This window comes from Streptomyces sp. NPDC005931 (assembly GCF_042871235.1).
Classification (GTDB): Bacteria; Actinomycetota; Actinomycetes; order Streptomycetales; family Streptomycetaceae; genus Streptomyces.
Window position 1 is genome coordinate 14957 of sequence record NZ_JBIAIG010000002.1, and the last position, 19202, is coordinate 34158.

General features: G+C 71.8%; 18 protein-coding genes. 10 read left to right on the forward strand and 8 right to left on the reverse strand.

Features of this window, described 5'->3' with window-relative positions; all coding sequences use genetic code 11:
* Nucleotides 1-31: 31 nt before the first annotated feature.
* On the reverse strand, nt 32-1057 hold the full coding sequence (locus ACFYOV_RS03955; protein WP_389082486.1) for an ATP-dependent 6-phosphofructokinase: 1026 nt from the start codon (nt 1055-1057) through the stop codon (nt 32-34).
* A 260-nt stretch (nt 1058-1317) separates the two neighbouring features.
* Here ACFYOV_RS03955 and pta point away from each other — a divergent pair, with 260 nt between their 5' ends.
* The 3 genes from pta (at nt 1318) to pyk (ending at nt 6129) form a co-directional block, all read left to right on the forward strand.
* On the forward strand, nt 1318-3420 hold the full coding sequence (gene pta, locus ACFYOV_RS03960; protein WP_389082489.1) for a phosphate acetyltransferase: 2103 nt from the start codon (nt 1318-1320) through the stop codon (nt 3418-3420).
* On the forward strand, nt 3417-4628 hold the full coding sequence (locus ACFYOV_RS03965) for an acetate kinase (RefSeq protein WP_389082491.1): 1212 nt from the start codon (nt 3417-3419) through the stop codon (nt 4626-4628). The genes pta and ACFYOV_RS03965 overlap by 4 nt, the downstream gene beginning before the upstream one ends.
* Nucleotides 4629-4701: 73 nt before the next feature.
* Nucleotides 4702-6129, forward strand: coding sequence for a pyruvate kinase (gene pyk / locus ACFYOV_RS03970; protein WP_389082494.1), 1428 nt, complete (start codon nt 4702-4704; stop codon nt 6127-6129).
* Between the two features lie 121 nt (nt 6130-6250).
* Here pyk and ACFYOV_RS03975 read toward each other — a convergent pair whose 3' ends face one another.
* The 4 genes from ACFYOV_RS03975 to ACFYOV_RS03990 form a co-directional block, all read right to left on the reverse strand.
* On the reverse strand, nt 6251-7609 hold the full coding sequence (locus ACFYOV_RS03975; protein ID WP_389082496.1) for a hypothetical protein: 1359 nt from the start codon (nt 7607-7609) through the stop codon (nt 6251-6253).
* Nucleotides 7599-8207: a DUF6114 domain-containing protein gene (locus tag ACFYOV_RS03980; RefSeq protein ID WP_389082499.1), complete on the reverse strand. Its 609-nt coding sequence runs from the start codon at nt 8205-8207 to the stop codon at nt 7599-7601. Before ACFYOV_RS03980 ends, ACFYOV_RS03975 begins: the two co-directional genes overlap by 11 nt.
* 118 nt (nt 8208-8325) lie before the next feature.
* Nucleotides 8326-8961 (reverse strand): DUF6230 family protein, encoded by a 636-nt coding sequence (locus ACFYOV_RS03985; RefSeq protein WP_389082501.1) that lies wholly within the window; start codon nt 8959-8961, stop codon nt 8326-8328.
* A 648-nt stretch (nt 8962-9609) separates the two neighbouring features.
* Nucleotides 9610-10593 carry a tetratricopeptide repeat protein gene (locus ACFYOV_RS03990; RefSeq protein WP_389082503.1) on the reverse strand — a complete coding sequence of 328 codons (984 nt, stop codon included), beginning with the start codon at nt 10591-10593 and terminating at the stop codon, nt 9610-9612.
* A 231-nt stretch (nt 10594-10824) separates the two neighbouring features.
* On the opposite strand from ACFYOV_RS03990, the gene ACFYOV_RS03995 reads away from it, so the two are divergent.
* The 4 genes from ACFYOV_RS03995 to ACFYOV_RS04010 all read left to right on the forward strand — a co-directional run bounded on the left by ACFYOV_RS03995 (nt 10825) and on the right by ACFYOV_RS04010 (nt 14171).
* Nucleotides 10825-11475 carry a TetR/AcrR family transcriptional regulator gene (locus ACFYOV_RS03995; protein ID WP_389082505.1) on the forward strand — a complete coding sequence of 217 codons (651 nt, stop codon included), beginning with the start codon at nt 10825-10827 and terminating at the stop codon, nt 11473-11475.
* 45 nt (nt 11476-11520) lie between these two features.
* A complete protein-coding gene (locus tag ACFYOV_RS04000) occupies nt 11521-12426 on the forward strand; it encodes a LysR substrate-binding domain-containing protein (RefSeq protein ID WP_389082507.1) in 906 nt (301 codons plus the stop codon).
* 87 nt (nt 12427-12513) lie between these two features.
* On the forward strand, nt 12514-13095 hold the full coding sequence (locus ACFYOV_RS04005; RefSeq protein ID WP_389082509.1) for a cysteine dioxygenase: 582 nt from the start codon (nt 12514-12516) through the stop codon (nt 13093-13095).
* The gene (locus ACFYOV_RS04010; RefSeq protein ID WP_389082512.1) at nt 13092-14171 is read left to right on the forward strand and encodes a YeiH family protein; all 1080 of its coding nucleotides are present in this window, start codon (nt 13092-13094) and stop codon (nt 14169-14171) included. Before ACFYOV_RS04005 ends, ACFYOV_RS04010 begins: the two co-directional genes overlap by 4 nt.
* An 84-nt stretch (nt 14172-14255) precedes the next feature.
* Here the strand turns inward: ACFYOV_RS04010 and ACFYOV_RS04015 are convergent, their stop codons facing one another.
* The 3 genes from ACFYOV_RS04015 to ACFYOV_RS04025 form a co-directional block, all read right to left on the reverse strand.
* On the reverse strand, nt 14256-15956 hold the full coding sequence (locus ACFYOV_RS04015; RefSeq protein WP_389082514.1) for a methylmalonyl-CoA mutase: 1701 nt from the start codon (nt 15954-15956) through the stop codon (nt 14256-14258).
* Between the two features lie 83 nt (nt 15957-16039).
* Entirely contained in the window at nt 16040-16378 is a 339-nt protein-coding gene (locus tag ACFYOV_RS04020; protein ID WP_389082516.1) for a DUF3817 domain-containing protein, read from the reverse strand.
* Nucleotides 16379-16436: 58 nt separating this feature from the next.
* Nucleotides 16437-16946, reverse strand: coding sequence for a MarR family winged helix-turn-helix transcriptional regulator (locus ACFYOV_RS04025; protein WP_389082518.1), 510 nt, complete (start codon nt 16944-16946; stop codon nt 16437-16439).
* A 166-nt stretch (nt 16947-17112) separates the two neighbouring features.
* Between ACFYOV_RS04025 and ACFYOV_RS04030 the strand changes: the two genes are divergently transcribed.
* The 3 genes from ACFYOV_RS04030 to ACFYOV_RS04040 are packed head-to-tail and all read left to right on the forward strand — an operon-like array spanning nt 17113 to nt 19162.
* A complete protein-coding gene (locus ACFYOV_RS04030; protein WP_389082520.1) occupies nt 17113-17850 on the forward strand; it encodes a hypothetical protein in 738 nt (245 codons plus the stop codon).
* Complete coding sequence (locus ACFYOV_RS04035; RefSeq protein WP_389082523.1) at nt 17847-18527, forward strand: DUF4166 domain-containing protein; 681 nt, start codon at nt 17847-17849, stop codon at nt 18525-18527. The genes ACFYOV_RS04030 and ACFYOV_RS04035 overlap by 4 nt, the downstream gene beginning before the upstream one ends.
* Nucleotides 18524-19162: a TetR family transcriptional regulator gene (locus ACFYOV_RS04040; protein ID WP_389082525.1), complete on the forward strand. Its 639-nt coding sequence runs from the start codon at nt 18524-18526 to the stop codon at nt 19160-19162. Before ACFYOV_RS04035 ends, ACFYOV_RS04040 begins: the two co-directional genes overlap by 4 nt.
* Nucleotides 19163-19202 lie beyond the last annotated feature (40 nt).

A 19202-nucleotide genomic window follows, 5' to 3' on the forward strand; every position in this document is an offset into this window, starting at 1 on the left:
CGCCGGGAACGATGCGGGTCCGCGGCGCCGTCTAGAAGACCGACTCCGCCTCGTCCATCCGGTCCTTCGGGACCGTCTTCAGCTCGGTCACCGCCTCCGCGAGCGGCACCATCGTGATGTCGGTGCCGCGCAGCGCGGTCATCATGCCGAACTCGCCCCGGTGCGCGGCCTCCACCGCGTGCCAGCCGAAGCGGGTGGCGAGCACCCTGTCGTACGCGGTGGGCACGCCGCCGCGCTGGACGTGGCCGAGGATGACCGGCTTGGACTCCTTGCCCAGGCGCCGCTCGAGCTCGTGCGCCAGGGCCGTGCCGATTCCCTGGAAGCGCTCGTGGCCGAACTGGTCGATCTCGCCCTTGCCGTAGTCCATGGAGCCCTCGGCCGGATGCGCGCCCTCGGCGACGCAGATGACCGCGAACTTCTTCCCGCGGGCGAAGCGCGCCTCGACCATCTTGACCAGCTGCGCCGGGTCGAAGGCGCGCTCGGGCAGGCAGATGCCGTGGGCGCCGGCGGCCATGCCGGACTCCAGGGCGATCCAGCCCGCGTGCCGGCCCATCACCTCGACGACCATCACGCGCTGGTGGGACTCGGCGGTGGTCTTCAGGCGGTCCATCGCCTCCGTGGCGACCCCGACGGCCGTGTCGAAGCCGAAGGTGCGGTCGGTGGAGGAGATGTCGTTGTCGATCGTCTTCGGCACGCCGACCACCGGCAGGCCCGCGTCGGACAGCATGCGGGCCGCGGTGAGCGTTCCCTCGCCGCCGATCGGGATCAGGGCGTCGATGCCGAAGTCGCTCACTATGTCGGCCGCGTTCTCGCAGGCCTCGCGCAGCCGGTCGCGCTCCAGGCGCGAGGAGCCGAGGATGGTGCCGCCACGGGCGAGGATGCCGCTGACCGCGTTGAGGTCGAGGCTGCGGTAGCGGCCGTCCAACAGGCCCGCGTAACCGTCCTCGAAGCCGATGACATCGTCGCCGTAGTTGTCGACCGCGCGGTGCACGACCGACCGGATCACGGCGTTCAGGCCGGGGCAGTCGCCGCCTGCGGTGAGAACTCCGATACGCATCGTGCTGTGTCTCCTGGTCGCTGGGGATACCGGTGAGCCGGATCCGATTCTTTCACGTCGCCCGGGGGGCCGCCGTCGTCGTCCCCGCTTCGACCCGTCCCCGAGGACCATCGGACCGCGTGAGAGGACCTTCGGCTCAGCAGGACGGACGGCGCCCTAGCCACCCCCGGAGGTATTGTCAAGAGGGTTCGGCTCGCCTCGGTAGGGCCTTTTTTGTCAGCCGTGACATCGCGAAAATCCCGACGGAACGGAGAGCGCGCGTGACCCGCAGCGTGTACGTCACCGGTATCGACCGCGGAGACGGCCGCCAGGTCGTCGAGCTGGGGGTCATGGAGCTTTTGACCCGGCAGGTCGACCGGGTGGGTGTCTTCCGCCCCCTCGTCCACGACGGGCCCGACCGGCTCTTCGAGCTGCTGCGTGCCCGCTACCGGCTCACCCAGGACCCGGCGACCGTCTACGGCATGGACTACCGGGAGGCGTCCGCCCTCCAGGCCGAGCGGGGCACCGACGAACTGGTGTCCACCCTGGTCGACCGCTTCCACCAGGTCGCCCGCGACTACGACGTGGTCCTGGTCCTCGGCACCGACTACGCCGACACCCAGTTCCCCGACGAGCTGTCCCTCAACGCCCGGCTGGCCAACGAGTTCGGCGCCTCGGTGCTGCCGGTCGTGGGCGGACGCCGGCAGGCCGCCGCCGCCGTGCGTGCCGAGACCCGCAACGCCTACCGCGTCTACGACGCCCTGGGCTGCGACGTGCTCGCCATGGTGGTCAACCGGGTGGCCCGCGAGGACCGGGACGAGATCGCCGAGCGGCTGGCCACCCGCCTGCCCGTGCCCTGCTACGTGCTGCCGGACGAGCCCGCGCTCGCCGCCCCCACGGTCTCCCAGATCGCGCACACCCTGGGCGCGAGGATCGTGCTCGGCGACGACTCCGGACTGGCCCGCGACGCGCTGGACTTCATCTTCGGCGGGGCCATGCTGCCGACCTTCCTCGCCGCCCTGACCCCGGGCTGTCTGGTCGTCACCCCCGGCGACCGCGCCGACCTGGTGGTGGGCGCGATGGCCGCGCACAGCTCGGGCACCCCGCCGATAGCCGGCGTGCTGCTCACCCTGGACGAGGTCCCCGGCGAGGACATCCTCACCCTGGCCGGCCGGCTCGCGCCCGGCACCCCGGTGCTGTCGGTGCCCGGCAACAGCTTCCCCACCGCCGAGCAGCTGTTCTCCATCGAGGGCAGGATGAACGCGGCCACCCCGCGCAAGGCGGAGATGGCGCTCGGCCTCTTCGAGCGGTACACCGACACCGCGGAGCTGACCCGGCGGGTCTCCGCGCCCAGCAGCGACCGCGTGACCCCGATGATGTTCGAGCACAAGCTGCTCGAACAGGCCCGCTCCGACCTGCGCCGGGTGGTGCTGCCCGAGGGCACCGAGGAGCGGGTGCTGCACGCCGCCGAGGTGCTGCTGCGCCGGGGCGTGTGCGAGCTGACGCTGCTCGGCCCCGAGGACCACATCCGCAAGAAGGCCGCCGATCTCGGCATCGACCTCGGCGACACGCTGCTGATCGACCCGGCCACCTCCGAGCTGCGCGACTCCTTCGCGGAGAAGTACGCGGCCCTGCGCGCCCACCGGGGCGTCAGCGTGGAGCTGGCCTACGACGTCGTCTCCGACGTGAACTACTTCGGCACGCTGATGGTGCAGGAGGGGCTGGCCGACGGCATGGTGTCGGGCTCGGTGCACTCCACGGCCGCGACCATCCGCCCCGCTTTCGAGATCATCAAGACCCAGCCCGAGGCGGGCATCGTCTCCTCCGTCTTCTTCATGTGCCTGGCCGACAAGGTCCTCGTCTACGGCGACTGCGCGGTCAACCCCGACCCGGACGCCGAGCAGCTCGCCGACATCGCCGTGCAGTCGGCGGTGACGGCCGCACGGTTCGGAGTGGAGCCGCGGATCGCGATGCTGTCCTACTCGACCGGCACGTCCGGCACCGGCGCCGACGTCGACAAGGTGCGCGAGGCGACCGAGCTGGTGCGCGAACGCCGCCCCGACCTCAAGATCGAGGGGCCGATCCAGTACGACGCCGCCGTGGAGCCGTCGGTCGCGGCGACCAAGCTGCCGGGCTCGGAGGTCGCGGGCCAGGCGACCGTGCTGATCTTCCCCGACCTGAACACCGGCAACAACACCTACAAGGCCGTGCAGCGCTCGGCCGGCGCGATCGCCGTCGGCCCGGTGCTCCAGGGTCTGCGCAAGCCGGTCAACGACCTGTCCCGGGGCGCCCTGGTGCAGGACATCGTCAACACCGTCGCCATCACGGCGATCCAGGCCCAGTCCCCCGCCCCGTCCCCGAGCGAGAAGGCAGCCGCCCAGTGACCGCGACCCGTGTCCTCGTCCTCAACTCCGGCTCGTCGTCGGTGAAGTACCAGCTGCTCGACATGAGCGACAGCCGCCGGCTGGCCGCTGGCCTGGTCGAGCGGATCGGCGAGCGGACCTCGCTGGTACGGCACACGCCCCTCGCGGCGGGCGGCGCGAGCCGGGAGCGCACCGGCCCGATCGCCGACCACGACGCCGCGCTGAAGGCGATGGCCGAGGAACTGGCCGCGGACGGGCTGGGCATCGACTCCCCCGGGCTGGCCGCGATCGGCCACCGGGTGGTGCACGGCGGGAAGCGCTTCACCGAGCCGACCGTCATCGACGACCGGGTGTGCGCGGAGATCGAGCGGCTGATCCCCGTCGCGCCGCTGCACAACCCGGCCAACCTGACCGGCATCCGCACGGCGCGCACGCTGCGTCCGGACCTGCCGCAGGTGGCGGTCTTCGACACCGCCTTCCACACCACGATGCCGGAGTCGGCCGCCCGCTACGCGATCGACGTGAAGACCGCGGACGAGCACCGCATCCGACGCTACGGCTTCCACGGCACCTCGCACTCCTACGTCTCGCGGGAGACGGCGCGGCTGCTCGGGAAGGCGCCGCAGGAGGTGAACGTCATCGTGCTGCACCTGGGCAACGGCGCGTCCGCCTCGGCGGTGCGGGGCGGACGCTGCGTGGACACCTCGATGGGGCTGACGCCCTTGGAGGGGCTGGTGATGGGTACGCGGTCGGGAGACATGGACCCGGCCGTCATCTTCCATTTGATGCGTGTTGGTGAAATGTCCGCCGACGAGATCGACACTCTTCTCAACAAGAAGAGCGGTCTCATCGGTCTGTGCGGGGACAACGACATGCGGGAGATCCGCCGCCGGATCGACGAGGGCGACGAACAGGCGCGGCTGGCCTTCGACATCTACATTCACCGTCTGAAGAAGTACATCGGTGCCTATTACGCCGTTCTCGGGCGGGTGGACGCGGTGGCCTTCACCGCCGGTGTCGGGGAGAACGCGGCGCCGGTGCGCGAGGCGGCCGTGGCGGGTCTGGAGGGGCTGGGCCTGGCGGTCGACGGCGAGCGCAACGCGGTGCACGGCGGCGGGGCGCGGCTGATCTCGCCCGAGGGCGCACGGGTCGCGGTGGCCGTGGTACCCACGGACGAGGAAATGGAGATCGCCACACAGACATACGCACTGGTCGGAAAGAACAACTGAGCGCCGACGTCCTCATTTGTACTTTCCGCCAGACGGAATATTCCGTAGCGAAACAAACGGATAGGATCGCCCCATGCGCCGTTCGAAAATCGTCTGTACTCTCGGCCCCGCGGTCGACTCCCACGAGCAGCTCGTCGCTCTGATCGAAGCCGGCATGAACGTGGCCCGCTTCAACTTCAGCCACGGCACCCACGCCGAGCACCAGTCCCGTTACGACCGGGTCCGTGCCGCGTCCAAGGAGACCGGCCGGGCCATCGGTGTCCTCGCCGACCTCCAGGGCCCCAAGATCCGCCTGGAGACCTTCGCCGAGGGCCCGGTCGAGCTGGTGCGCGGTGACGAGTTCACCATCACCACCGAGGACGTCCCGGGCGACAAGACGATCTGCGGGACGACCTACAAGGGCCTGCCGGGCGACGTCTCCCGCGGCGACCAGGTCCTCATCAACGACGGCAACGTCGAGCTGAAGGTGCTGGACATCGAGGGCACCCGGGTCAGGACGATCGTCATCGAGGGCGGCGTCATCTCCGACCACAAGGGCATCAACCTGCCCGGCGCGGCCGTCAACGTGCCCGCGCTGAGCGAGAAGGACGTCGACGACCTGCGGTTCGCCCTGCGGATGGGCTGCGACCTGGTCGCCCTGTCGTTCGTCCGGGACGCCAAGGACGTCGCCGACGTGCACCGCGTGATGGACGAGGAGGGCCGCCGCGTCCCGGTCATCGCCAAGGTGGAGAAGCCGCAGGCGGTGGAGAACATGGAGGACGTCGTGATGGCGTTCGACGGTGTGATGGTCGCCCGCGGCGACCTCGCCGTCGAGTACCCGCTCGAGAAGGTCCCCATGGTGCAGAAGCGCCTGATCGAGCTGTGCCGGCGCAACGCCAAGCCGGTGATCGTGGCGACCCAGATGATGGAGTCGATGATCACCAACTCCCGCCCGACCCGCGCCGAGGCCTCCGACGTGGCCAACGCGATCCTGGACGGTGCCGACGCGGTCATGCTGTCGGCCGAGTCGAGCGTGGGCGCGTACCCGATCGAGACCGTGCGGACGATGTCGAAGATCGTCCAGGCGGCCGAGCAGGAGCTGCTGTCCAAGGGGCTCCAGCCTCTGGTGCCGGGCAAGAAGCCGCGCACCCAGGGCGGTTCGGTGGCCCGCGCCGCCTGCGAGATCGCCGACTTCCTCGGCGGCAAGGGCCTGGTGGCCTTCACCCAGTCGGGCGACACCGCCCGGCGGCTGTGCCGCTACCGCGCCGTGCAGCCGATCCTGGCGTTCACGACGGACGAGTCCACCCGCAACCAGCTCACCCTGAGCTGGGGCGTGGAGCCGCACGTCGTGCCGTTCGTGAACAGCACCGACGAGATGGTCGAGCTGGTGGAGCAGGAGCTGGTCCGGCTGCACCGGTTCAACGAGGGCGACATCGTGGTGATCACCGCCGGCTCGCCCCCCGGCGTCCCGGGCACCACCAACATGGTCCGGGTGCACCACCTGGGCGGCTCCCGGGGCTGACCCCCCGTGAACGGCGCCGAGGGCGCCCCCTGCGCACAGGGGGCGCCCTCGGCGTTTACCGCGGCTCCCGGAAGGGTCCGGATCCGGGCACACGGCCCGGGTGGTGCGTCCCGCGCCGCGGTCAGTCCGTGGTGAACTGGTGCAGTCCGGGCACGTGCAGGGTCCCGCCGAACTGGCCGGCCTGCGTGACCGTCACGTCGGTGAAGTAGATCAGCGGGATGTTCAGCGGCGGCGGGTGCTCCGGGTCGAAGGTGATCGGGATCAGCCCGAGCAGCTTGCCGGAGATGCGCTCCGTGTACATCACGGTGTCGCCGTCGCGGATGGTGGACGTCGAGCCCTTGGCCGCCTGCACGTGGTAGGTCGTGCCGGACTGCGGGTCCTTGACCGTCTGGTGCAGGTCGCCGATGTCGGTGCCGTCGGAGATGACGTACTTCAGCACCTTCTTGGTGGTGCCGTTGGCGGTTTTCACCTCCACGATGCCCTTGTAGTCGGCGCCCTTCAGCAGCAGCGAGCTGGCGTTCAGGTACCAGGGGTCGTCGGGCAGCGGGACCTTGTTGTCGATCCCGCCCTCGGCGTCCGTGGCGACCGGGCACTCCTCCAGGTCGGCACCGGCCGACTCGGAGGGGCTCGGCGAGGCGGTGGCCTCCGGGGTGGGGGCCGCCTCGGCCGCCTTCTCGACGGTGTCCTCGACGGCCTTCTTCGGGTCCTCGGCCTCCTCGACCGGGCTCGGCACCTCGCCGGCGGTGCCCTCGGCGGTGTCCTGCACCGCGTCGGTGGCCTTGTCCGCCGTCTCCTCGGCGGTGCCGGACGGTTCCTGCTCCTCGGTCCCGCCGGCCGTGGCCGACGCGGACGGCGTGGGGCTCGGGCTCGCCTCGGCGGTCTTCTCCCCGCCGGTGAAGATGCCGGTGATGGCGTCGCCGACGTCCTCCAGCAGGTTGCCCCCGTCGTCGGTGGCCGACGGCGCCGGCGCGGGCTCGGCCTGCGCGTCGGCCTCCGCCTCGCCCGTGGACGGGGCCGGGGCCGGAGCCGGTTCGGCCTCGTCGCCGGAACCTGAATCCGGCGAAGTGGGCGTCTCCTGCTCCGTGTCGGTGCCCGTGCCCGGCGCCTCGTCGCCCCCGGAGGGAGCCGACGGGGCCGGCTCGGCGGTGGGGTCCTCGTCCGGGGACGCGTCGTCGCTCGCCGAGGCGGACGGCGTGGGCGACGCGGACTCCCCCTTCTCGGCGTCCTCCAGCGCCTCGATGCACTCCTTGTACTCGTCCGCGGTCAGGCTCCTGGACGACGGCTGGTCGTCGGCCTGGGCGAGCGTCGGCGTGAACCCCATTCCCATGAGGACCGCCGTCGGCATCGCGGCGATGGCTATCGCCTTTCCGGCCGGCATGTGGAACCGGGTGAACAGCGGCTTCTTGGGTGCCGCGTGGCGCGGCCCGGTTCTCGCACGGGACTCCACATCAGCCCCGTGGGTCACCTCGTCAGCCGGCACTGTGCCTCCCGTTCGCCCCGTTGGCCGGGCTCGTTCCTGACAGATCGTTGGGCTCGTCCCCCGCGACCGGGCCGTCGGCCGGGCCCTTCACGGGCTCCAGGACCGTGGTGCCGGAGTCCTCGGGGGTGGCAACCTCCGGGTCCACACCCGCGGGGGTGCCCGCCGGGTCCGCGGAGGCCGCCTTCACCGGCTCCTGCGCGGGCGGTTCGCCCGGCGCCCACGACACGGCCATCGCCCCGCCCACGAGGGAGAGGAGGAAGCCGATGAGGAAGCCGCCGATGTTGGACACGGGGATGGACACCAGCGCCAGGAGGATCGCCGCGACGCCCGCGAAGACCCGGACGTGCTTCTGGAACCAGAGGCTGACGCCGAGGACGACGAGCAGCACGCCGATGATCAGGGACCCGGCGCCCGCGGTGGTCGCCATGGCCAGCGTCAGATGGCCGATCTGGAGGTTCGCGTACGGGAAGTAGGCGATGGGGAGTCCGCCGAGGATGACGAACAGACCGGCCCAGAACGGCCGCTGGCCCCGCCAGGCGCGGAACTGCAGCCTCCGGCGAGTGAACTGGCCGGATGCGGCAGGAGTCTCGGCGCTCATGGAAAACAGCTCCCTGGTACGGCGTTGCTGTGGTGGTGATGTGCGCCGCCCGTGAAGGCGCGGCCGTGAAGGTGGACGGGCGGGGGCGCCACCGGCTCCCCCGCCCGTCAGCGAGTGCTTAGTAGCACTCCTTGACACCCGTCGAGAGCGACATCTTCAGGCCGCTGAGCTTGAAGGTTCCGGCGGTGGTCGCCCACGCCGTCTGCTTCACGTCCTTCAGAACCGCCTTCTCGGCCTGCTGGGCGAAACCGAACGGGTTCGCCTGCTCCTTGCCGCCCTTCATGCCGGGACCCTTGGTGGCGTCCTTGGCGGCAACACCGATGTCGATGTTCGTGAACGTCGCGTCGGCGTTCAGGTCGGCGACGTCGATGTACAGGTTCTCGGCCTCGACCGGCTGGGCGCCGTCACCGGCGCGCAGGATCAGGCTGACGTTGCCGAGCACCGGGATGTCGGGGGTGACGACCGACTGGCACAGGCTCTTGATGGTCGCGGACTTGAACGCCGAGACGGCGACGGGGTGAACCGTCTTCTTGCCGCTGAGCGTGTAGCCCTCGTCGAGGGCGCCGTACTGCGAGAAGCCCTCGCCGACGAGCTCCTTCGTCGTGACCTTGAACGACTGGCCGGAGACGCTGAACGACGCGGCGAGAGCGCCCTGCGCGAGGGCGACACCTATCGCGGCCGTAGCGGCGACGCTGGGCACCATGACCACAGCGAACCGCTTCCATCTGGTCCCGCCACGCACCTGGGACTCCATATTTCCTCCTTCTCGGACGTACATCGCCTGACCTGACCGGCCGCCAGTCGGCGGCCGAAGCCGGACAGGGATGGGAGAAGTGCTACGTCCTCGGGAAGGGGAGCGCCCGCGCTCGGCGGCGCACACAGCGCCCGAATCACCGGCGATCACCCCCGAGCGACAACCACTGGTCGCGCCTGACACGCATCACGCACAACCCTGCTGGACAGGCTTCGCCGGACAAGCGAAGACCCCCCTGTCCAAGAGCCGGCGCCACTGCCGCCGGCTCTGCTCGGTGGGGACCCAGGAGATCCCGCGACCCGACAGGCTGTCGGGGTACGGGCAACGGACCGAGCGTGGCCGATCGTGGTGCATTCTCGCCGCCCGCACAAGGGGGTTCGTTACTCGCTAGTAACGGCCGGATAACCGAAGAACGACCCGGTGGTCTCGGTCGGCGACGCTGGGTGTCACGAAGGGGGCGTACAAAACTGTTGATCGCTGGACAGAACCCGACAGATCAACACCCTCGATTTACTGGCAGTAACAGCGGCCGCGATTACCAAGATTTGGTAAAGCGCGGCCGCATCAACCTCTGGTGGCCAATTCACCACTCGGGCACCAGGCGCCGGAGGAACCGGCAAAACCGCCCGAACCAGGCGCCCTTCGAGCTCAGAAGAGGGCGCGGGCCAGCGCCCTGCGCGCGGCGATCACGCGCGGGTCGTCGGCGCCGACGACCTCGAACAGCTCCAGCAGCCGCACCCGCGCGGCCTCACGGTCGTCACCCGCCGTGCGCCCGACCGTCTCGATGAGCCGACCGAAGGCGTCCTCGACGTGACCGCCCACCAGGTCCAGGTCGGCGGCGGCGATCTGCGCCGCGGAGTCCTGCGGCTTCTCGGCGGCCTCCTTGCGCACCCGCTGCGGGTCCATGCCCTGCACGCGCTGGAGCAACTCGGCCTGGGCGAGACCCAATGCGGCCTCCGTGTTGCCCGGGTCGTCGGCGAGCACGTTCTTGTACGCCTGGACGGCGCCGCCGAAGTCCCCCGCGTCCAGCGCCCGCACGGCGGCCTCCAGGAGCGCGTCGTACGGTCCGGCCTGTCCGGCCTGCGCGGCCTGGGCCGCCGGCGCGCCGCCCGGTTCGGCCTCGGGGTCGACGGTGAGGCCGGTCAGGCCGAAGCGCTGCTCGGCGACCTGCACCAGCTGGTCCAGGGTCTGGCGGATCTGCGCTTCTCCGGCCGCCCCCTGGAAGAGCGGCAGGGCCTGGCCGGCCACCACCGCGAACACCGCCGGGATTCCCTGGACGCCGAACTGCTGCATCAGCATCTGATTGGCGTCGACGTCGATCTTGGCGAGGAGGAAGCGCCCGTCGTACTCGACGGCGAGGCGCTCGAGAACGGGGCTGAGCTGCTTGCAGGGCTCGCACCACTCGGCCCAGAAGTCGATGACGACCGGGACCTCGGTGGACCGCTGCAGGACGTCGCGCTCGAAGCCGGCCTCGTCGACGTCGATGACGAGATCGGCCGGGGAGACGGCGCCGGTACCGCCCCGCCGTGCCGCTTCGGCGCGGGCCTGCTCCGCCTTCGCCTTGGCCTCCTGGGCCGCCTTCACCGCGGCGAGGTCGACGACTCCGCTCATGGACATGTTCCGTGGCTGCATGCGTCTATCCTCCCCCGTACTGCGCGTGCGTGTGAAAAACGCCGGGAAAGCCAGGCGTTCGTGTGCTGCTGGCGCCGGGTCCCCACCCGCGCCGGTGGCTGTCGCTCGGGCACGCCGGTCCCGCGTGCTTTCGCTACGAGTCGTAGCGTAATACCAAGCGGAGGTCCTCGGCGACACCGCCCCGGTGATCTCCCTCACGAGCTCGCGGGAACGGCCGGTTATCGTCGTGCCATGCAGCGCCGCACCCCAGCCAGTCGCACCGGACGCCCGCGCAGTGCCGCCGCGGACGCCGCGATCCTGGCCGCGACCCGCGAGGCTCTGGTCGAACTGGGCTGGTCCAAGCTGACCTTGGGAGACGTGGCGACGCGCGCCGGGGTGGCGAAGACGACCCTCTACCGGCGCTGGGCGGGCAAGAACGAACTGGTGGTGGACGCGGTCGCGGAGCTTTTCGACGAGTTGTGCCTGCCCGACCGCGGCTCCCTGGCCGACGACATCGAGGGCGTGGTGCTCCAGTTCGCCGCGATCCTGGCCCGCCCGGAGGCCAGGAGCGGGCTGATGGCGGTGGTCGCGGAGGCCACCCGCGACGAGGCGCTGCGCGAGCGCATCCGGGCCTCGATCGTCGAGCGGCAGAAACGCCTGGTGCTCACGGGCCGGGCGCGGGCCCAGGAGCGGGGCGAGCTGCCGCCCGAGTCGGACCCCGCGGAGACGGCCCGCACCGTGGACCTGATCTTCGACATGGTGGCGGGTGCGGTGGTGCACCGCACCCTGGTCAGCGCGGAACCGGCGGACGCGGAGTGGGTGCACGCCTTCACCCGGATCCTGCTCTCGGGCCTCGCCCCGGCCGGTTCCGCCGCCGACCCCGCCGCCGGTCCGGCTTCGTAGACGAAGTCCACACGTGGACCCCTGAAAAACTGCTTATGATGCCCCGTGTTCGATTCCCGGCACATCAAGACCTTCCACGAAGTGGTCCGGACCGGTTCGTACTCGGCCGCCGCACGCAGCCTCGGCTACACCCAGCCGGCGATCACCCAGCAGATGAAGGCCCTCGAACGGGACACGGGCAGCGCCCTGTTCGTCCGTGTCGGCCGTGGCCTGCGCCTCACCGAGGCCGGTGAAACGCTGGCCAGGCACACGTCGGCCATCCTCGAGGCCATGGCCGTGGCGCGGGAGCAGATGAACGCCCTGACCCGGCTGCGCGCCGGCCGCGTCCGGCTCTGCGCCTTCCCCAGCGCCAATTCCACCCTCGTCCCCGAGACGCTGGCCACCCTGGCGGCCGACCACCCCGCCGTCCGCGTCGAGCTGCTGGAGAACGAGCCGCCCGAGTCCCTGCGGCGTCTCTCCCGGGGCGAGTGCGACATCTCGCTGGCCTTCACCTATCCCGGTCTGCGCGAGCAGGTACCCGAGGAGCTGGTGGAGCTTCCGCTCCTCGAGGACCAGCTGACGGTGCTGCTTCCCGCCGGGCACCCGCTGGCCCGGCGGCGCGTGGTCCGGCTCACCGACCTGGCGCAGGAGCGCTGGATCGCGGGCTGCCCGCGCTGCCGGGCGAATCTCCTGCACGAGTGCGCCGAGCAGGGGTTCGTCCCGGACATCGCGTTCATGACCGACGACAACCTGGCCGTGCAGAGCCTGGTCGCCGAGGGACTCGGCGTGGCCATGCTCCCCTCCCTCGTCCTGAACTTCATGCGCCACGCGAAGGTCGCCGGCCGCCCGCTCCAGCCCACAACCCGGCGCAAGATCTCGGCCTACGTCCTGCCCGAGCACCTGCGCATCCCGGCGACGGCCCAGGTTCTCGACCGGCTGAAGGCGGTCGCCGCCGCGAAGGACGGCTGCTGAGCGCCGGGCACATCGATAAGCCCCCCTTGGGAGAGGCGAAGAAACCGGCGTTGGACCCCGTGCCTGGGCCGGTCCGACGCTGACGGCATGACTTCCGCTCCCAGCGCCCCGAGCGCCTCCACGTCCCCGCGGACCACCGATCGCCTCGCCGCCCTGATCGCGGACATCGGGCGGGTGGCCGGACGCGGGCTGCCGCCCGACCCGACGGCCCACCTCGTCGCGGAGTGCCTGGCCCCGCACCTGGGCGCCCCCGACCTGCTCACCCCGGAGCAGTGCGCGAGCGACCCGGCACGTTATCGGCAGCACCTGCTGCACGCGGAGGACGACGGCAGCTTCTCCCTCGTCGCGCTCGTCTGGTTACCCGGTCAGGGCACGTCCGTGCACGACCACATCTCCTGGTGCACCACCGGGGTGCACCAGGGGCGGGAGCACGAGCGGCGCTACCGGCTCCTCCCGGCCGCGTCCCCGGACGGCGCCCCCCGGCTCGTCGCCACCGAGGACGCGGTCAACGGCCGGGGCGAGGTCTGCGGCTTCGCGCCGCCCGGGGACATCCACCGGGTCTGGAACGACGGTCCCGGCACCGCGATATCGCTGCACGTCTACGGCGCCGACCTGTCCCGCCTCGGCACCAGCGTCCGCCGGGTCTACCGGATGCCGACCGGCCGTTGACGGCCCTGCTGAAGGAGCGGGCCGCCTCGGTCGTCCGCGGCGGCGCGGCACCCGCCCGCCGCCCCGGGCTCGCGCTCGCCGGTCTCGGGGTGGCGGTCGCCTGGTGCGTCCACCGGGTGCTGCCGGGCGTGCCGATGCTCACCGCCGCCGTCGTACTGGGGATCGTGGCCGCGCACCTGCCCCGGCTGCGGGGCGCCGTACGGACCACCGCGCGGCCGGGGCTGTCGTACGCGGGCAAGCGGCTGATGCGGGCCGGAGTCGTCCTGCTCGGGCTGCGGCTGGCGTTCGACGACGTCCGTGCCCTGGGCTGGGCGACCGTGGGCGTGGTGCTCGCCGTGGTGACGCTGACGCTGCTCGGCACGTGGTGGCTCGGCAGGCGTCTGGGCCTGCCCGGCGACCAGCCGCTGCTGATCGCCGCCGGGTACGCCGTGTGTGGCGCGTCGGCCATCGGTGCCGTGGGCGAGGCGCGCAACAGCGACGAGCGGGACGTGGCCGCCTCGGTCGCGCTGGTCACCCTCTGCGGCAGGCTCGCCATCGCCGTACTCCCGCTGCTCCAGGGTGCGCTCGGGCTGAGCGACGCCGAGTTCGGCCGGTGGGCGGGTGCGAGCGTGCACGACGTCGGCCAGGTGGTCGCCACCGCCCGGACCGCCGGTGACGCGGCGCTCGGCGAGGCGGTCCTGGTGAAGCTGATGCGGGTGGCGCTGCTCGCGCCGATCGTCGCGGCGGTCGCGCTGGGCGTGCGTCGCCGGTCCCCGGCGGCGACCGCCGGCCGGGGCGCAGGCGGTCGGCCGGCGAGGTCGGGCACGGCGGCGCGGGTGCCGGTCGTGCCGCTGTTCGTCGTCGGCTTCCTGGCCGCCGTCGCCGTGCGCAGCACCGGCCTGGTGGCCGCGCCGGTGCTGGCCACGGCACACGTCGTCCAGGAACTGCTGCTCGCCGCGGCCCTGTTCGGGCTCGGCAGTGCGGTCGACCTGCCCCGCCTGGCCCGGACGGGCGGCCGGGTCGCCGCGCTCGGCCTGTGCGCGTGGCTGGTCGTGGCGGGGCTGTCGTACACCGGTGTGCTGCTGGTGTCGCGGTGAGGCCGGGCGGCCGTACGGACCCCGGCCCGGCCCGGCCGGCGCCGTGCCGGCCGGGGCGGTGTCCCCGGGCGTGACCCCGGGGGCTCAGAACCCGGCGGGCTCGGTGTAGACGCCCCACTCGTCGCGCAGGGCACCGCAGATCTCGCCGAGGGTGGCCTCCGCGCGCACGGCCCGGAGCATCGGCTCGATCATGTTGGCGCCGGACCGGGCGGCGGCGACCATGGCGTCGAGGGCGGACCGCACCGCCGCGTCGTCGCGGGCGGCCTTGCGCTCGCGCAGCAGCCGGACCTGCTCGCGCTCCACCTCGTGGCTGACCCGCAGGATCTCCAGGTCACCGGTGACGGAACCGGTGTGGACGTTGACGCCGACGACCTTCTTGTCGCCCTTCTCCAGCGCCTGCTGGTACCGGAACGCCGACTCGGCGATCTCGCCGGTGAACCAGCCGTCCTCGATGCCGCGCAGGATGCCGGAGGTGATCGGGCCGATCGGGTGCTGTCCGTCCGGGTGGGCCCGCAGGCCCCGCTCCTTGATCTGCTCGAAGATCTTCTCGGCGTCGGCCTCGATGCGGTCGGTGAGCTGCTCTACGTACCAGGAGCCGCCCAGCGGGTCGGCGACGTTGGCGACGCCGGTCTCCTCCATGAGCACCTGCTGGGTGCGCAGGGCGATCTCGGCGGCCTGCTCGCTGGGCAGCGCGAGGGTCTCGTCGAGGGCGTTGGTGTGCAGCGAGTTGGTCCCGCCGAGCACCGCGGCCAGCGCCTCGACGGCGGTGCGGACCACGTTGTTGTACGGCTGCTGGGCGGTCAGCGAGACACCGGCGGTCTGCGTGTGGAACCGCAGCCACTGCGCCTTGTCGGACCGCGCGCCGTAGACGTCCCGCATCCAGCGGGCCCAGATCCGGCGTGCGGCGCGGAACTTGGCGATCTCCTCGAAGAAGTCGACGTGCGCGTCGAAGAAGAACGAGAGGCCGGGGGCGAACACGTCCACGTCCAGCCCTCGGCTGAGCCCGAGCTCCACGTACCCGAAGCCGTCCGCGAGGGTGTACGCGAGCTCCTGGGCGGCCGTCGCCCCGGCCTCGCGGATGTGGTAGCCGGAGACCGACAGCGGCTTGTAGGCGGGGATGCCGGCCGCGCAGTGCTCCATCAGGTCGCCGATCAGGCGCAGGTGGGGCTCGGGCTGGAAGAGCCACTCCTTCTGCGCGATGTACTCCTTGAAGATGTCCGTCTGGAGCGTGCCGTTGAGGACGGCCGGGTCCACGCCCTGGCGCTCGGCGGCGACGAGGTACATGCAGAAGACGGGCACGGCGGGCCCGCTGATGGTCATGGAGGTGGTGACGTCCCCGAGGGGGATGTCCTTGAACAGCACCTCCATGTCGGCCGCCGAGTCGATCGCGACCCCGCAGTGGCCGACCTCGCCCAGGGAGCGCGGGTCGTCGGAGTCGCGGCCCATGAGCGTCGGCATGTCGAAGGCGACGGACAGGCCGCCGCCGCCGTTGCCGAGGATCATCTTGTAGCGCTCGTTGGTCTGCTCGGCGTTCCCGAACCCGGCGAACTGCCGGATGGTCCACGTCCGCCCCCGGTAGCCGGTCGGATACAGACCGCGGGTGAAGGGGTACTCACCGGGCCAGCCGATCCGCTCGAACCCCTCGTAGGCGTCCCCCGGCCGGGGCCCGTACACGGGCTCCACGGGATCCCCGGAGAGCGTGGTGAAGTCTGCGTCCCGCTTGCGGGCGGCGTCGTACCGGGCCTGCCAGCGTCGGCGGCCCTCCTCGATGGCGTCAGCGTCCATACCCTCGAATTTACTTGGACGTCCTAGTAAATGTCGATGGCCGACCGCCGCACGCTGCTCCGTACGGCGGCGGGACGGTACGTCTAGGCCTTGGCGACCGCGGGCGAGTCGTCCCGGACCGCCGCCTCGAGCTCGCGGCTGACCCGGCGCTCGACGAAGAACGCGGCCGTCGGAATGGTGCCCGCGAGCAGCACCCACAGCTGCCTCTTGACCGGCCACTTCGCCTTGGAACCCAGGTCGAAGGCGAAGATCAGGTACACCACGTACAGCCAGCCGTGGGCGATGCTGACCACCTGGGTGAAGTCGGCCGCGGCATCCATCTCGAGCGCGTACTTGCCGATCATGCCGAGGGTCAGCGCGACGAGCAGGACACCGGTGACGTAGGCCATGACCCGGTAGCGGGTCAGCACGCTCTTCTTCATGGGGTCGAGCGTAACCGGCCGTTCCGGTGGATCCCGGACCGGGGGAGGGTGCCCCGGGTCACTCCTCCTCGAAGTCCCCCGCCGCCAGCCGCAGCGGACGGAGCATCGCGAAGACCTCCGCGCACTCCTCGGCGTCGTAGACACCGAGCCCGAAGTCCATCGCCATCAGGTCGCGGGTGGCCGCCTCCACCACCTCGCGACCCTTGTCGGTGATGCTCGCGAGCGTGCCGCGGCCGTCGTTGGGGTTCGGGCGCTTGTCCACCAGGCCGGACCGCACCAGGCGGTCCACGGTGTTCGTCACGGACGTCGGGTGCACCATCAACCGCTCGCCGATCTTGGACATCGGCAGCTCACCCGACTTGGAGAAGGTGAGCAGGACCAGCGCCTCGTACCGCGCGAAGGTGAGCCCGTAGGGCTTGACCACCGCGTCGACCTCCGCCAGCAGAATCTGGTGCGCACGCATGATCGAGGTGATCGCGGCCATGGACGGCACGCTCCCCCAGCGCTGCTTCCAGAGCTCGTCGGCACGGGCGATGGGATCGAACGAGAGACTGAGCGGCTTCGGCACGAAGTCGACCTTACCGGGCGGTCACATGCTGGTCAGCCCCGTCTCGCCCTTCGGTCCGGCCCCTGGCGCATCCTCACCGTTTGAGCGACCGCTCAACTTCGCGTACGCTCACACCCACATCGTTTTGAGCGAGTGCTCAAACAGGCAGCCGACCCGGGGGAATCACATGGGGCTGTACATAGAGACACGGGTACGCGCGGACCTCGACGAACTCTGGGCCCGTACCCAGGACCCGGGCGCGCACCAGCGCTGGGACCTGCGCTTCACCGAGATCCGCCACCTCCCGCGCGCCCAGGGCGAGCCGCAGCGCTTCCGCTACGCCACGCGCGTGCTGCCGTTCCTGACCGTCGCCGGCACGGGCGTGTGCGCCGGTGAGAAGGAGCGCCCCGACGGCACCCGCACCTCCGCCCTGCGCTTCTCCTCCCCGCACCCGCTCTCCCTCCTCGCCGAGGGCAGCGGCTACTGGCGCTACGTCCCCGACGGCGACGCCGTGCGCTTCCTCACCGGCTACGACTACCGGCCCCGCTGGGGCGCCTTCGGCGCGCTGGCCGACCGGCTGGTGCTGCGGCCCCTGATGGGCTGGGCGACTGCCTGGTCCTTCGACCGTCTGCGGCTGTGGCTGGAGCACGGGATCACCCCCGAGCGGGCCCGCCGCAGCTGGCTGGCCGAGCTGGCGGTCCGCGCCCTGCTGATCGCCGCCGCGGGCGCCGCGCTCACCCTGGAGCCCGCCCTGACGAACCCGGCAGTGGCCTACCTGTGCCCGCTACTGCTCGTCCTGACGCTCTCCGCGGCCCTGTTCGCCCCGCCGCTGCCGGGCACCCCGGCCGCCCGTCGCTGCCTGCGCGGCGCGCCGGCCCCGGCCCGCTCCCCCCGGCTGCTGCACACCCTGGAGCAGCCGCGATGACGTCGATCTTCCGCACCGCGATGGGCGCCGGCTTCGACCGCCTCCACCCCGAGCTGCGGCGCCGCTTCTCCGTCGGTCTGGCGAGCGGCGAGGCGTGCACCGGTCACGGGGTGATGGACCGCATCTGGCACGGCGGCGCCTTCGTCAAGCCGTTCCTGGCGCTCGGCGCCACCCGCAACATCCTCGTCCCGCGCCAGGGCCGCCAGGTCCCCTTCACCATCGAGAACGTCCCGTACACCGACGGCTTCGGACGCGAGACGGTGAGCTTCGTGCGGACCTTCCGGCTGCCCGGCGGCCCCCGCCGCTTCGACGCCCAGATGGTCCTCGGCCCGCGCGGCGACCGCGTCCTCGACTACCTCGGCACCCACCAGCACCTTGCCACCGACCTGTACTTCCGCGCGGAGCCGGACGGGTCCCTGCTGATCCGCTCGGGCGAGCACCGGTTCCGGGAGGGGCCGGTCGACGTGCGCGTCCCCGAACTGATCGGTGCCACGGCCGAGGTCCGGGAGTCCTACGACGACACCGCGGGCCGCTTCCGCGTACGCGTCCGCGTCACCAACCGGCGCTTCGGCCCGCTCTTCGGCTACGAGGGCTCCTTCACCGCCGTCTACACCGACGTGCGAACCTGTGGCGTGCGCCCCGGCCTGCGCCCCGTCCGGGAGGAGTGCCGCGCGTGAGCCCCGCACGGGAAACGAGGACCAAGCTCCTCGAGGGCGCCCTGCGCACGCTCGCCGAGCAGGGCATCGCCAAGGTCTCGGCGCGGAGCGTCGCGGCGGCGGCCGGCGTCAACCAGGCACTCGTCTTCTACCACTTCGGGTCCGTGGACGAACTGCTGTCGGCGGCCTGCCGGTACGGGGCGGAACAGCGGGTCGCCCGCCACCGCGCCCGTCTGACGGCCGTCGGCTCGCTGTCCGAGCTGCTCGCCTTCGGCCGCGAGATGCACGAGGAGGAGCGCGCCTCGGGCCATGTGACGCTGCTCGGCCAGCTGCTGGCCGGCGCCCAGACCCACGACGCCCTGGGACCGGCCACCGCGGCGGGCCTCGACCTGTGGATCACCGAGATCGAGCAGGTCCTCGGCCGGGTGCTGCCGGCCACGCCGTTCGGCGAGTTCACCGACACCGCGGGCCTCGCGCGGGCCGTCGCGGCGTCCTTCGTGGGGCTGGAGCTGTACGAGGGCGTGGATCCGGCGGGGGCGAACGCCGCCCTCGACGCGCTGGAGCAGCTGGGCCGCCTGGTCGCCGCACTGGAGGACCTCGGTCCCGTCGCCCAGCGCGCGGTCCGTCACCACCTGCGGCGCGCGGGCCGGAACTGAGGCGGAGGGCGGCCGGCGGGATCCATGCACCCTTCCCGGC